This is a genomic window from Oscillospiraceae bacterium (assembly GCA_015067255.1).
GTDB lineage: Bacteria > Bacillota > Clostridia > Oscillospirales > SIG519 > SIG519.
The window spans coordinates 1-14,023 of the sequence record SVMS01000021.1 but is presented as its reverse complement, the minus strand read 5'-3'; the positions used below and the strand labels follow the sequence as shown (position 1 = coordinate 14,023).

Sequence of the window (14,023 nt, the reverse complement as noted above, 5' to 3'; positions counted from 1 at the left end):
TTATGACTTTAGAACAGCTCAAAGGCTTGGAGCAGCTCAACGAGCTTGCCTTTTCCGAAGAAGAAAAGCAGGCTATGGTTTCCATTTTTTCTGAAATGGAAGAGAGCGAAAAGCTTTTAAACACTATCGACACAGAAAATACAGATATTATGGTACACGTTATGCCTATGGAGAATGTTCTCAGAGAGGATGTTCGCAAGCAGGACTTTGACAGAGAAGATTTGCTCAACTGCGGCGCTGAACGCTCAGAGGACAGCTGGGTTGTACCTAAGCTTGTAAAGTGAGGGATTGTATATGAATTATATTTCACAGATAAACGAAAAGGGAAATATTGCTGTTGACGATACAATCCTTGTAAAAGGTACACCGGCAACTGCAGGAAGTCGTATGCTTGAAAATTTTACTCCTCTTTTCAGCGCAACAGCAGTAGAGCGTCTTGAAAAAAAGGGCTATACAATTTCGGGCAAAACAAACGTGGGTGAATTCGGTCTTGATTTAGTGGGTGAATTTTCTTATTTTGAAAATGACACTCTTAAAGGCGCAGCGGCAGAGCTTGTTGCCGACAAAAAGGTTAAAGCGGCACTTTGCGTTGACCTTAACGGCTCTCCTCGCCGTGCGGCAGCTCTTTCGGGCGTAAAGTTCATTAAGCCTACTTATTCAACAGTATCCCGTTACGGAGTAATTCCCTGCGCCTCATCTGCTGAGCAAATCGGCGTTATGGCAGGAAGTATTTCCGATATTAAAGAAATTCTCACCGTTATCGCAGGCCACGATGAGAAGGACGGCACAAGCCTTAAAAATAAAAGCTATGATTATGATACCGACTTAGAAATCAAAGGCGCAAAGGTGTGCATTATAAAAGAGCTTTTGGAAAACGTTGACGAGGCTACCAAAAGCTATATTGAAAATTATAAAAATGCCCTTATTAAAAAAGGCGTAATTGTTGAGGAGATTTCAAGCGATATTGCAAAGCTTGCAAATTCTGCTTGGCAGATTTTGATGTGCGCTGAAACCTGTAACAATTTATCCCGTTATGACGGCGTTAAATTCGGCTACCGTACTCCCAACTATTCAAATATTGACGAGCTTTATGTAAATACACGTACTGAGGGCTTCAATTTCCTTACCAAAGCAACTATTATTTACGGCTCCGAGGCTCTTTCCAAGGGCAGATACACAGAGTGTTATGACAAATCCTTGCGTATTCGCCGTATAGTTGTTGAAAAAATGAAGGAAATTTTCAAAGGCTACGATGCAGTGCTTTTACCTGCCATCTCAAAGGCAGAGTACAAGCCATATGACATAAAGGACGCTTTTGTAAAGGTTTTTGAAGAGAGTGTATATACAGCTATTCCCAGTATTACGGGAATGCCTGCTCTTGTAAGCAATAAGGTTCAGCTTATGGGCAACTATTTTGATGAGAGTATGCTCTTAAGCCTTGCCAAAGCAACGGAAGGGGTGTGCTGTTAATGAAATACGAGGTTACTATCGGTCTTGAAACCCACGTTGAGCTGCAGACAAATTCTAAAATTTTCTGCGCCTGCGGCGGCCATTCCGAAGCAATAGAGCCCAATGACTGTGTATGTCCCGCTTGCTCGGGTATGCCGGGTATGCTCCCTGTAATGAATAAGAGAGTTGTTGAGCTTGCCGCTACAGCAGGTCTTATGCTGAATTGCGAAATCAACCGCTACAGCACCTTTGACAAAAAGAACTACTATTATCCCGACCTTCCCTGTGCCTATCAGATAACTCAGCTTTTCCACCCCATTTGCACAAACGGTCTTGTTGAGGTTACCACTAAAGAGGGCACAAGCAAAATAAGAATTAAGCAAATCCATATGGAAGAGGATGCGGGCAAATTAGTTCACGACGACTGGGCAGACACAACTCTTGTTGACTTTAACAGAACCAGTGTGCCTCTTATCGAGATTGTTACACAGCCCGATTTTCACAGTGCAGACGAGGTTGTGGCATATCTTGAAAAGATAAAGGAGATGTTCCGCTTCGGAAATATTTCCGAATGTGAAGAGGGCGCTATGCGTTGCGACGTCAACATTTCTGTAAGACCTGAGGGCGCAACTGAGCTTGGCGTGCGTGCCGAAATAAAGAATATGAGCTCCTTAAGCTCCATTGAAAGAGCTATTAAGTTTGAAACGGCAAGACATATTGACGCTCTTGAAAGAGGAACTGAGGTTTTAGTTCAGGAAACAAGACGTTGGGACGATACAAAGGGTAGAACCTTCCCTATGCGTAACAAGGAAACAGAGGCGGATTACCGTTATTTCCCCGACCCCAACCTTATGCCTATTATTATTGATGACGAGTGGCTTGAAGAAATTAAAAAGAATATGCCTGTATCTGCACAGGAAAAGGCGGAGGAATACAAGGGCTTCGGCATATCCGAAAAGGATATTGAGATTATGACCTCGGAGCGTGTTCTCTGCGATATTCTTGATAAGGTTGTAGCTTTAGGCTGTAACGCAAAGGATACTGTTACCTGGCTTCTTACAGATTGCGCGGGAATTTTGCGTAAAAACGGACAGGTACTTGGACAGCTTAAAATTGCCCCCGAAAAGCTTGCCGGGGTGATTACAATGGTGCAAAACGGCAAGATTACAAGAGCAGCTGGCAAGAAGGTGCTTACCGCTGTTATCGAAAAGGATGTAGACCCCGAAGCCTTCTGCAAGGAAAATAACCTGGATGCGCAGACAGACCAAGGCCTTATAGAAGCAGTTGTTGATAAGGCAATCAAGGAAAACAAACAGGCAGTAAACGATTACAAAAACGGAAAAACAAAAGCGTTTATGTCTATCTTCGGAGCTTGTATGCGTGAGCTTAAGGGCACAGGCGACCCTGCAATAATCAAAGAGCTTTTAGAAAAGAAGCTACAATAAATTTTATCCCCTTTAAGAAGGCTGTAAAACATTTTACAGCCTTCTTTTCTTGCAACAAGGAAAAAGTTCACCCTCTTATTATGTCTGCTGTGTTTCACTATGAATTTATGTTTATACATCCTTTTTCGGATGGCAACGGAAGAATGGCTCGATTGTGGCACAGTGCCTTTTTGACCAAATGGAATTCGATATTTGAATATATACCGATAGAAAGTCAGATTGAAAAATTTCAGGATGAATATTATGAGGCTATCGCAAGATGCCATACAGAAGGAAGCTCAAATACATTTATTCTGTTTATTTTGGAGCAGATTGATAAAATACTCGATGAAATTACAGAACAGCTTTCAACATCCGCAGAAAATGTTTCAGAGTATGTGAAAAGGCTTCTTGATGTGATGGAATATGATATGCCATACACATTAACATCACTTATGGAGCTATTAGGTCTTAAATCAAAAGAAACCATAAGACGACACTATATCCATCCGGCTTTGGAACTTAACCTTATACAAATGACAATTCCCGACAAAGTGCAAAGCAGAAATCAAAGATATATAAAGAAATGATTAAAACGCCCGAATATACAAGAAAAATCAGCTTGCATATTCGGGCTTAATTTATATCAAAAAGCAATTCAACTCTTTTTCCTTTTTGAAAGTAGTAGCAACACAATCGGGAAAATTAAAACAAGAGGTGAAAGGAAAAGGCTTTTGAGGGCAAAAAAGTCTGAAAATTCCTTTTGGAAAATGCTCATTAAAACAGTGAGCAAATAGGTGGCTGCTGAAATTGGCAAAAAATAGCGGGAAGGTCTTTTGTTTTCAAAAAGATGAGAGATGCCTCTCAAGGCAAAAAGCACAAAGCAGGAGGCTTTAAAAAGGTCAAGCACTACATATGCCGAGGAAAGAATGACCTCGAAACGTCGAAGATATTCCCCTGCATTTGTTACTGACATAGCAAGGTTTGAGGAAAAGGGAGTGCGTGTCAGCACATATTCGGACAAAAGCAAGAGATTGCGCAAATATATGAGCGATAAAATAATTCCTGCCGCCGCTATTCCCAAAAAGCACGCCTTAAAGCCTTTGTGTGAGCCGTCGTATCTGGAAAAAAGCACCGACAAAAAGAAAAGCTCTCCGTAGGGTGAACAAACGCCGTGAAAAACTCCCATTGAAGCATTTTCAAGGCTTATTCCCGAAATTTTTAAATTTGAGAAATCGTAGCTTTTAGTTGCCAATAAAAGCGAGATAAAAATAAGCAGCAGTAAAACAGGCACGCTTGTTACCGCAAAGCGCCCCACTATGCTGTTTTTATGACAGGATACATAGGCGCAAAAAACAGCCGACAGTAAAACAATAAACCAAAAGGGCGATTTGGGAAGCATTGAGGCTTTAACAAAGCCTGCGCCGTTAAAAAGACTTTCCGAAGCAAGAAATACGGAAATGACCGTAAAAACAAGGGTTATTATCTGAGAAAGGCGCTTGCCTAAGCAGATGTCAAAAATCTGAAATATATTTTTTTGAGGAAAGGTCTTTAAAATTTTAAAGAGAACGGCGGCAAATAAAAGAGCTATGGGAATACATATCAAATTCAGGAAATATGAAGAAGCTCCCATATAATAGTTATAGCCCTTGGAGAGACTGTTGCCCAACAGGAAGAAAATAGTTATAAATACTATTTGCTTTTGAGATATTTCGTTACTGTTAATAGCGGCTCACCTCTTGAAAACGGTCTGATAAAAACTTTGCGCAACGGTGTATTTCAAAGCCTGCGCCCTTGTCTGACAAAAAGAGCATCGGCAAAAGATATTCTTCCTTTAAAGCGCTTTTTTTATAGACAGTATAGCTTGGGCAGGAATTAAGCTTTTTATTGAAATTTATTACCTTTATAATAGATTTACCGAAATCGTCCTTGGCTTCTAAAGCTTCTCTTGCTTTTTTGGCAACAAGTAAATTTGTTGTTATTCTTGCATCGGGTGTATTTAAAATAAAATCAAGCACGGGATAAATGCCTATCTCAGCAAGCTCTTTTCCTATAACTATAGCATCACAATGGCTCCAATAAAGATGCGTGCCGTACTCATTTTCCATATTTTTGACTGCCGTTTCCATATTTTCGCCCACAGAAGACATTGAAATTTTCTCATTGTCATTTTCGTTGGAGTCGGCAAAATCCGAAGCAAACACGAAAAGCTCCACTTGATAGCCATTATAATCTACCGCAGCACAGGAGATTATGCTTAAGGTTTCGGCTTCGCTGTAATCGTAACAGCCGCAAAGACAAAGAGCAGGCAGAAAAAAGAGTAAAAATATTTTAATTTTCATTTTAATTTCTCCTTTTGGGAAGCCTTAAAAGATTATCACGAAAGCTCTTTTTGTTGAGCGGTGAGCTGTAAAGCAAATAGGAAACTCCGAAGGAGCTTTGCGCCGCAATATGAATTACGGCTATGCAAACGCCTACTATAAGCCCGTAAAGCCCGAAAAAAGCCGATAAAATCAAAAAGGCAAAGCGTGAAACAATAATTATACCTTTAAGACGTGGTGTCATAAGACCTGTAAGCCCCGTAAAAGCAACGATTATAACAAGAGGCGCAGAAATGAGCTTTGCGCTTACTGCCGACTGACCTATGACAATAGCGCCAACAACCGACAAAGCCTGTCCTACTCCCGAGGGTATTCTTTGTCCTGCCTCTCTTAAAAGTTCAAAAATCAAAAGAAGCCCTATAGCCTCTAAAAGAGTTGGAAAAGGCACACCCGAACGGGATTGAGAAATGCTTAATAACAGCGGAGTCGGTATCATCTCTCTGTGAAAAGCAACAAGGGAAAGATAAAAGGCGGGAAAGGTAACGGTAAAAACAAAGGAGAGAACTCTCAGATTTCTTGAAAAGGTGGTAAAATAAAAATTGAAGTTATAATCGTCGGCAAGTCTGAAATTATCAAAAAATAAAAATGGCAGTGTCAGCGCAACGGGACAGCCGTCAACAATAATTATAAATTTTCCTTCGAGTATTTTTGCCGCAGCGGTGTCAGGCCTTTCTGTAGAGCCTATCAAATCAAAGGGCGTTTTCTTTTTGGCGCATAGCTGTTCCTTTAAAAAATTGGAGTCAAAAAAACCGTCTGTTTTTATAGTGCTTAATTTATCCTCTATTTTTTTCAAAAGCGTTTCGTCAGCTTTGCCTCTCAAAAAACAGATACAAAGCTTTGTCTGAGTTATAGTGCCAAGGCTCATAAACTTAAATTTTAAATCCTTGCTCTGTATACGGCGGCGTATCATCGCCGTATTCATAAGCACGCTCTCTATAAAGCCCTCGTGAGAGCCAAAAAGCATAGCTTCGTTTTCGGGCTCAGAGGGAGAACGAAGCATAAAGCCCTTCGTGGACAGCCACATTCCCACACAGTAGCCGTCAACCAAAAAGACAGTATCACCGTAAAGAATTTTTTCACAAAGCTTTATTATGTCGGTTTCCTCGTAAGCTTCATTGGAAGCTAAAACCTTGCTTTTAAAATCCTCAAAGCTAATGCTTCTTTCCTTTAAGGAATTGAGCGCCTGTCCTATGAGAAACTGGTCAACAATCTGATTGCTTACCATTCCGTCTATATAAATTACGGCGCATTTTACACCGCTTTTTGCAGTTATTTCTCTTATTCTGAAGGTGTCATCGTCTTTAAAAATTTCTTTTAATTGCTTTAAATTTTCAGCTAAAGAACACGTAAGTTGCATATTATTCCTCTTCATCATCAGATATTACCTTTATTATTTATTTAAAAAGCTGAAAAATTCAAAAGTAAGGTAAATTTTACTTGACAAAAAGGGCTTTATCGACTATAATGTATGTAAAGTTAAAAGCTTTACAGAGAAAGGGGGCGAGGTAATGTACGAAAAGGATTTAAGGCTTTCAATATTACTTGATTTTTACGGTGAGCTTCTTACTGACAAACAGCGTCAGGCAATCGAATATTATTACGATGAGGATATGTCGCTTTCGGAAATTGCCGAGCATCTTTTTATCAGTCGTCAGGGCGTTCGTGATTCCATAAAAAGAGGAGAACAAATGCTTTACAATATGGAAGCTAAATTAGGACTTGCGGCAAGATTTGAACAGCAAAAGAAAAATGCCGATGAAATTCTCCGTCTTACAGGGGAGATAAGCGATATAAATCTCAAGCGTTCCTGCGTTCCGGATATTTCCGTACGTGCCGACAAGATAACAGCTTTAGCAAAAGAAATTTTGAGATAGGGTGAACTTTTATGGGATTTGACAGCTTGTCCGACAAGCTATCAGCCGCTTTTAAAAAGCTCAGAGGCAAAGGTAAGCTTACCGAGGCGGACATAAAAGAGGGTATGCGTGAAATAAAGCTTGCTCTGCTTTCAGCCGATGTTTCTTTTAAAGTGGTTAAAGCCTTTATAGCTAAGGTTACCGAGAAAGCTATGGGAGAAGAGGTTTTGCAAAGCCTTACTCCTGCTCAGCAAATCGTTAAAATAGTAAATGATGAATTGGTTGCTCTTATGGGCAGCGAAAATCAAATGGTGCGTTTTTCCTCAAAGCCGCCCACAGTTATTATGCTTGTAGGTCTGCAGGGCGCAGGTAAAACAACCCATTGTGCAAAGCTTGCGGGCTATTATAAGAAGATGTCCAAAAGGCCGTTGCTTGTTGCCTGCGATATATATCGTCCTGCGGCAATAAAGCAGTTACAGGTTGTGGGCAGTCAGGTTGATGTTCCCGTCTTTACAATGCCTGAAGGAACAAGTGCAGTTGATATTGCTAAAAAAGCAATAGCACACGCTAAGGATTACGGCAACGATATTGTTATTATAGATACCGCCGGCAGACTTCATATTGATACAGTTCTTATGGACGAGCTTAAAGATATCAAGGAAGCTGTCAATGTAAATGAAATTCTCTTGACTGTTGACGCTATGACAGGTCAGGATGCTGTAAACGTTGCGGAAAGCTTTAATAATGCCCTTGAAATTGACGGCGTTATCTTAACAAAGCTTGACGGTGATACAAGAGGCGGTGCGGCTCTCTCCGTTTTGTACGTTACGGGAAAGCCTATCAAATTTTGCGGCGTAGGCGAAAAGCTTTCAGATATTGAGCCTTTTTATCCCGACAGAATGGCTTCAAGAATTTTAGGTATGGGTGACGTTTTGTCCCTTATCGAAAAAGCGGAGCAGTCTATTGACGAGAAAAAGGCGGCAGCTCTTGAGAAAAAGCTGAGAGAAAACAAATTCGACTTAGAGGATTTTCTTGAGCAGCTTCGTCAGATAAAGAAAATGGGTCCTTTGGATAAGCTTCTGGAAATGGTTCCGGGAGTTGATAAAAAGGCGCTTGCCGAAACTCAGGTTGACAGTTCTATGTTTGACCGTACAGAAGCAATAATTCTTTCTATGACCAAAAAGGAAAGGCAAAAGCCCGAGCTTCTCAATGCCTCACGCAGAAAAAGAATTGCGGCGGGAAGCGGCACAAGAGTTGAAGATGTCAACAAGCTTATGAAATCATTTGAACAAATGCGTCAGATGATAAAGCAGATGAACGGCAAAAAGGGCAGAAAAGCTCTTATGAACAAATTTCGGTAATTGACTGTATGCCAATGGCAAACGGTTGTATTATATAGATTTTTATTCGGAGGTGAAATAACAATGGCAGTAAAAATTCGTTTAAAGAGAATGGGCGCAAAAAAAGCACCGTTTTACCGTGTAGTTGTTGCAGATTCCAGATATCCCCGTGATGGAAGATTTATCGAGGAAATAGGCACATATGATCCTACCAGAGAGCCTTCAGCAATCAATATTGATGCAGACAAGGCAGCTCAGTGGATGAAGAACGGAGCACAGCCTACAGATACCGTTAAGGCACTTATGAAGAGAAGCGGAATAATCGACTAATTTTCTGAAATTAAAAGGCACAGCTGTTTTCCCGACGGATAAACAGCTGTTGTCCCGTGTGCCAATGATTTTTATCCGTCGGAGAAAAGGGGCTTATTATGCAGGAATTGCTTACATTTTTAGCCAAATCTCTTGTAGAAAATCCCGATGAGGTTAAGGTTGTCGACGCAGGTACCGAAGACGGTGTTCTTACCCTTAAGCTTTCCGTTGCTCCCAACGATATGGGCAAGGTAATAGGTAAGCAGGGAAGAATTGCAAAGGCAATCCGTACCGTTATCAAAGCCGCAGCAGTAAAGGAAAATTTGAAGGTTAATGTCGAAATAGTAGATGCGCTGTGAGTTTTGTTAATACCGTGGAAAAGTTAAAGCGGTAATTTGTGTAGTTTTACTATTGCACAAATTACCGCTTAATATTATTATATATATATCATTAGCACTCAAACGTTACGAGTGCTAACCGCAAAAATAATCATACAAAATCAGGAGGTTCTAATATGAACATCAAACCTTTAGGTGACAGAGTAGTTATTAAAATGGTAGAAGCTGAGGAAACAACCAAAAGCGGAATTATTTTAACAGGTGCAGCAAAGGAAAAGCCCCAGGTGGCAGAGGTTGTTGCAGTAGGCCCCGGCGGAAACGTTGACGGTAAGGAAGTTGTTATGAGCCTTAAAGTAGGCGATAAAGTAATAACAAGCAAATACAGCGGAACAGAGGTTAAATTCGGAGATACTGAATATATAATAGTAAGACAAAGCGATATTCTCGCTATTGTTGACTAATACAATAAGTATAATTTCCAAGCTATTTAACTAACAGTATATAAAGAAAGGTGACTAATTATGGCAAAGAACATTATTTACGGCGAGGAAGCACGTAAGGCTCTTCAAGCCGGAGTTGACAAATTGGCAAACACAGTTAAAATCACATTGGGCCCCAAGGGAAGAAATGTTGTTTTAGATAAGAAATTCGGCGCTCCCCTTATCACCAATGACGGTGTTACAATCGCAAAGGAAATCGAGCTTGAGGACGCTTTTGAAAATATGGGCGCACAGCTTGTAAAAGAGGTTGCTACAAAAACAAACGACGCCGCAGGTGACGGTACAACATCAGCAACTGTTCTTGCACAGGCAATTATCCGTGAGGGTATGAAAAACATCGCTGCAGGCGCAAATCCTATGATTATCAAAAAGGGTATCCAGAAGGCTGTTGACAGTGCAGTAGCAGCAATTAAAGAAAATTCTCAGAAGGTAAACGGAAGCGACGATATTGCAAGAGTTGCAACTGTTTCCGCTGCTGATGAATATGTTGGTAAGCTTATTGCAGAGGCTATGGAAAAGGTTTCTGCTGACGGCGTTATCACAATTGAGGAGTCAAAAACCGCTGAAACATACACCGAGGTTGTTGAGGGTATGCAGTTTGACAGAGGCTATATAACTCCTTATATGGTTACTGATACAGATAAAATGGAAGCAGTAATCGACGATGCTTTTATCCTTATTACAGATAAGAAGATTTCCAACATTCAGGAAATTCTTCCCTTGCTTGAGCAAATCGTACAGGCAGGCAAAAAGCTTGTTATTATCGCTGAGGATGTTGAGGGCGAAGCACTTTCAACCCTTATTGTAAACAGACTCAGAGGAACATTTACCTGTGTAGCTGTTAAAGCTCCCGGCTTTGGTGACAGACGTAAGGAAATGCTCCGTGACATCGCTATTCTTACAGGCGGTGAGGTTATCTCCGAGGAGCTCGGTCTTGACCTTAAGGAAACAACTCTTAATCAGCTCGGTAGAGCAAGACAGGTTGTTGTTCAGAAGGAAAACACAATTATTGTTGACGGCGCAGGCGCGCAAGACGAAATTAAAGCAAGAGTTTCTGCTATCCGTACAGCTATTGAAACAACTACAAGTGAGTTTGACAAGGAAAAGCTTCAGGAAAGACTTGCAAAGCTTTCCGGCGGCGTAGCTGTTATTAAGGTTGGCGCAGCAACCGAAACAGAAATGAAAGAAAAGAAATTAAGAGTAGAGGATGCTCTTTCAGCAACTAAGGCTGCTGTTGAAGAGGGTATCGTAGCAGGCGGCGGTACAGCATTTGTAAATGCTTCTAAAGCAGTTGCCGCTTTGGTAGACACTCTTGAGGGCGACGAAAAAACAGGCGCTAAGATTATTCTGAAAGCTCTTGAAGAGCCTGTTCGTCAGATTGCTGCTAACGCAGGAACAGACGGCTCTGTTATCCTTGACAGAATTTTAAATGCAAAGGAAGCAAACTTCGGCTTCGATGCATACAACGAAGAATACGTTGATATGGTTAAAGCAGGTATCGTTGACCCTGCAAAAGTAACCCGTTCAGCTTTACAGAACGCGGCATCGGTTGCTTCTATGGTGCTTACAACAGAATCCCTCGTTGCAGACATCAAAGAAAAAGAACCTGCAAATCCCGCAGCTATGGGCGGCGGAATGGGCGGAATGTATTAATAGCCTATGTGGCGCACTTCATTACGAAGCGCGCCACATTTTTTCTTTCTTATTTCTTATTTATTCTTTCTTCTTTTAGGCGAGATTAGAGGATTTTATCTTTTTAAAGAATAAGAACCTGACCCGCCTACGCATTAAAATTGCGGGCGGGTACCCCAGAACCTTGTTGTTTTCACAATAAGAACCTGACCCGCCTACGCATTAAAATTGCGGGCGGGTACCCCAGAACCTTGTTGTTTTCACAATAAGAACCTGACCCGCCTACGCATTAAAATTGCGGGCGGGTACCCCAGAACCTTGTTGTTTTCACAATAAGAACCTGACCCGCCTACGCATTAAAATTGCGGGCGGGTAAGGGTCGGACGCTTAAGGACAGTTTTAAAATTTGTTCTCATCGCTCGATATATTGCACCACAGGCTGCTATCAAAGAATCTAAGTAATTAGATTTATAAAGCAAACTTATCCCTCTGCCAAAAATCGGCAGAGGGATTTTTATGCACCAAATAAGGTACAACACTTTATTTATAATATACTTGTCCAATAAAAAAGATTATGGTATAATTAATGAAAAGCTGAAAGGAAAAAAGAAATGACTAACGATAATATTGCTAAGAAATTGAAAGATTTTCTGCTAAATATTGAGTGCCTATCTCCTCTTGAAAAATCTTCTTTTAACATTTTTGATGTATTGAAAATTGCAAGAACAGAAATTAGACATAGTAATGTTTTGGCATGGCTTTTAAATCCAAACGAAAATCATGGATTTGGCAAAGCATTTATAGCACGATTGAATTCGTATATTGCCAAAGATGGTCTTGTTACGGATGATGTTGCCTTTAAATTGCTCACAATGAAGTATTCCGATATTGTGGTATATAGGGAATGGCAAAATATAGATATTTTAATTGAATCTCAAAAAGAAAAATATATTTTGTGTATTGAAAATAAAGTTGATTCCCAGGACCACGACGGACAATTAGACAAATACTATAATGTTATTGAGGATAAATATCCCGAATTCACAAAAATATATTTATATCTTACACCAGAGGGATTAGCTCCTTTACAAGACAGCAACTCTGCGTGGGGATGTATAAAATACGAAACTATTATTCGTATTATAGAAACAGAACTTGAAAAAGCAATATATGATTCTGAAACTGTGAATTTTATACGTTCTTATTTAAACACTTTAAGGAGAGAAACAATGGAAAACAACGAAATTATTGAATTATGTCAGCAAATATATGCGGAACATAAGGAAGCATTAGATTTAATTTTTGAAAACCGTCCTGATAGATTACAAAACGTTTCTGAGTTTTTTAAAGACTGGTGCAAAAAGCAACATGAAAAAGGCCTTATTTATTTAGATGAAGAAAAATGTTCTAAATCCTATATACGATTCAGGACACCATTTACAAAGAAGTTTCCTTTGCGGTAGTGAACGGTGTATCTACGCTTGTGAAGGTTTATGGGCCGTTGCATCCTTTATACCTTGTTTATCTGCTCAGCTATTTCGCCGCTATGGTTACGGTCATTATCCGTGCGCAGGTCAAGAAGACCATCGATACCACAGCACGCGCTGTTATCCTTGCAATTGCGGTATTTGTAAATATCGGCGTTTGGTTCATCGAGCAGATGACGAGCATTGAATTTGAAATGCTGTCTATTTCCTATATCATCAGTGAACTGTTCTTGCTCGGCATCCACCTTGTTATGAACGAATACCAGCGTATGAAGAAAATCGTCAAGCAGGTCGAGTCGGTACAAGGCTTTTTCGATGCCGAATCATCCACACCGGATGTGATGCTTGAAAAGCCGGTGGAGGACGAAGCCGCCTTCCCTGAGCGCATTGAGGTCTTTATGATGGGACTGAAAACGCTGACACCGACAGAGCGGAAAATCTATGATGCGTATATTGCCAGAGTTACCACCAAGGAGATTATGGCGAATATGAGCATTAAGGAAACCACCTTGAAATATCACAATCGAAACCTTTACGGGAAATTGGGTGTATCCTCCCGTAAGGAACTGCTTGAAATACATAAGCATATTAAATCCGTACAAGCTACGTTTGAGGAGGCAAACAATGTCACTGGCAAATAGGTTAAATCAAATTATTGACGAACAGAAGATCTCCAAGCGTGAGTTTGCAAAACGGGTTGGAGTTTCCGAAAACTATGTTTATACACTGACGGGTGAGAGTAATAAAATCACCACACTTTCTCCAATGCTCGCAAAGGTCATTGCAATGGAGTTCGGCTACGATGCCGAGTGGATACTGCGTGGCGACAAATAGGTATGACAAAAGCCGAATGAGTTTTAACGCTCATTCGGCTTTTTCTGTGACAGTTTGAATATTTAGTTTTGACTGCAACAGAGTATGTATTTCTGACGCATATTTGAATGTATTATACTCCTTTCTAAAATCGCCGAAAAACCCTGTTTTGACACCAATGCGTCGGGTGGGGCAAACCAGCGAAAATCCTAGTGTTTATGCGGGTTTTAGGCGGTTTGCCCTATTATAACGCATTCCTCTATACGTCTTACTATTCCAGTAGCCTTCATAATATAATGAACTCCTCTTTACTTAATTTAATGAATAATGAAAAATGAATGATGAATATTGAATAATTAAGGTGTGCCTGCGGCACATTTTATATTCGTCGGCTTTGCCGACACCGCAACTATTAACTATTCACTCGCAAGGGGTCTCCTTGCGGTATCGTGATGTTAGTATTTGTTATTAAAAGAAATTTATACTGCCGCAATTTA

16 protein-coding genes are annotated in these 14,023 nt (G+C 40.5%); 13 read left to right on the top strand and 3 right to left on the bottom strand.

Annotated features, from left to right (window positions below; all coding sequences use genetic code 11):
- Nucleotides 1-2: 2 nt before the first annotated feature.
- The 4 genes from gatC to E7480_05935 are packed head-to-tail and all read left to right on the top strand — an operon-like array spanning nucleotide 3 to nucleotide 3,463.
- A complete protein-coding gene (gene gatC / locus E7480_05950; GenBank protein MBE6904133.1) occupies nucleotides 3-284 on the top strand; it encodes an Asp-tRNA(Asn)/Glu-tRNA(Gln) amidotransferase subunit GatC in 282 nt (93 codons plus the stop codon).
- 10 nt (nucleotides 285-294) lie between these two features.
- Complete coding sequence (locus E7480_05945; GenBank protein MBE6904132.1) at nucleotides 295-1,470, top strand: hypothetical protein; 1,176 nt, start codon at nucleotides 295-297, stop codon at nucleotides 1,468-1,470.
- The gene (gene gatB / locus E7480_05940) at nucleotides 1,470-2,894 is read left to right on the top strand and encodes an Asp-tRNA(Asn)/Glu-tRNA(Gln) amidotransferase subunit GatB (protein MBE6904131.1); all 1,425 of its coding nucleotides are present in this window, start codon (nucleotides 1,470-1,472) and stop codon (nucleotides 2,892-2,894) included. Before E7480_05945 ends, gatB begins: the two co-directional genes overlap by 1 nt.
- Complete coding sequence (locus tag E7480_05935) at nucleotides 2,891-3,463, top strand: Fic family protein (protein ID MBE6904130.1); 573 nt, start codon at nucleotides 2,891-2,893, stop codon at nucleotides 3,461-3,463. Before gatB ends, E7480_05935 begins: the two co-directional genes overlap by 4 nt.
- Nucleotides 3,464-3,531: 68 nt before the next feature.
- Here E7480_05935 and E7480_05930 read toward each other — a convergent pair whose 3' ends face one another.
- Genes E7480_05930 through E7480_05920 form a run of 3 tightly spaced genes read right to left on the bottom strand, consistent with a single transcriptional unit; the run spans nucleotide 3,532 to nucleotide 6,629 of the window.
- Nucleotides 3,532-4,599: a hypothetical protein gene (locus E7480_05930; protein MBE6904129.1), complete on the bottom strand. Its 1,068-nt coding sequence runs from the start codon at nucleotides 4,597-4,599 to the stop codon at nucleotides 3,532-3,534.
- Nucleotides 4,595-5,215, bottom strand: coding sequence for a hypothetical protein (locus tag E7480_05925; protein ID MBE6904128.1), 621 nt, complete (start codon nucleotides 5,213-5,215; stop codon nucleotides 4,595-4,597). The genes E7480_05930 and E7480_05925 overlap by 5 nt, the downstream gene beginning before the upstream one ends.
- A 1-nt stretch (nucleotide 5,216) precedes the next feature.
- Nucleotides 5,217-6,629: a spore germination protein gene (locus E7480_05920; GenBank protein MBE6904127.1), complete on the bottom strand. Its 1,413-nt coding sequence runs from the start codon at nucleotides 6,627-6,629 to the stop codon at nucleotides 5,217-5,219.
- A gap of 133 nt (nucleotides 6,630-6,762) precedes the next feature.
- Here E7480_05920 and E7480_05915 point away from each other — a divergent pair, with 133 nt between their 5' ends.
- The 9 genes from E7480_05915 (at nucleotide 6,763) to E7480_05875 (ending at nucleotide 13,547) form a co-directional block, all read left to right on the top strand.
- Nucleotides 6,763-7,128 carry a DNA-binding protein gene (locus tag E7480_05915; GenBank protein MBE6904126.1) on the top strand — a complete coding sequence of 122 codons (366 nt, stop codon included), beginning with the start codon at nucleotides 6,763-6,765 and terminating at the stop codon, nucleotides 7,126-7,128.
- Nucleotides 7,129-7,139: 11 nt separating this feature from the next.
- Nucleotides 7,140-8,468 carry a signal recognition particle protein gene (locus E7480_05910; GenBank protein MBE6904125.1) on the top strand — a complete coding sequence of 443 codons (1,329 nt, stop codon included), beginning with the start codon at nucleotides 7,140-7,142 and terminating at the stop codon, nucleotides 8,466-8,468.
- 63 nt (nucleotides 8,469-8,531) lie between these two features.
- A complete protein-coding gene (rpsP, locus tag E7480_05905; GenBank protein ID MBE6904124.1) occupies nucleotides 8,532-8,777 on the top strand; it encodes a 30S ribosomal protein S16 in 246 nt (81 codons plus the stop codon).
- A gap of 98 nt (nucleotides 8,778-8,875) precedes the next feature.
- Nucleotides 8,876-9,115, top strand: a complete 240-nt coding sequence (locus E7480_05900; protein ID MBE6904123.1) for a KH domain-containing protein — start codon at nucleotides 8,876-8,878, stop codon at nucleotides 9,113-9,115.
- A 155-nt stretch (nucleotides 9,116-9,270) separates the two neighbouring features.
- Complete coding sequence (locus E7480_05895) at nucleotides 9,271-9,555, top strand: co-chaperone GroES (protein ID MBE6904122.1); 285 nt, start codon at nucleotides 9,271-9,273, stop codon at nucleotides 9,553-9,555.
- Nucleotides 9,556-9,615: 60 nt separating this feature from the next.
- Entirely contained in the window at nucleotides 9,616-11,247 is a 1,632-nt protein-coding gene (groL, locus tag E7480_05890; protein MBE6904121.1) for a chaperonin GroEL, read from the top strand.
- A 590-nt stretch (nucleotides 11,248-11,837) separates the two neighbouring features.
- Nucleotides 11,838-12,689 (top strand): hypothetical protein, encoded by an 852-nt coding sequence (locus E7480_05885; protein ID MBE6904120.1) that lies wholly within the window; start codon nucleotides 11,838-11,840, stop codon nucleotides 12,687-12,689.
- Nucleotides 12,689-13,354 (top strand): helix-turn-helix transcriptional regulator, encoded by a 666-nt coding sequence (locus tag E7480_05880; GenBank protein MBE6904119.1) that lies wholly within the window; start codon nucleotides 12,689-12,691, stop codon nucleotides 13,352-13,354. Before E7480_05885 ends, E7480_05880 begins: the two co-directional genes overlap by 1 nt.
- Nucleotides 13,338-13,547 (top strand): helix-turn-helix transcriptional regulator, encoded by a 210-nt coding sequence (locus E7480_05875; GenBank protein ID MBE6904118.1) that lies wholly within the window; start codon nucleotides 13,338-13,340, stop codon nucleotides 13,545-13,547. The genes E7480_05880 and E7480_05875 overlap by 17 nt, the downstream gene beginning before the upstream one ends.
- Nucleotides 13,548-14,023: the final 476 nt, after the last annotated feature.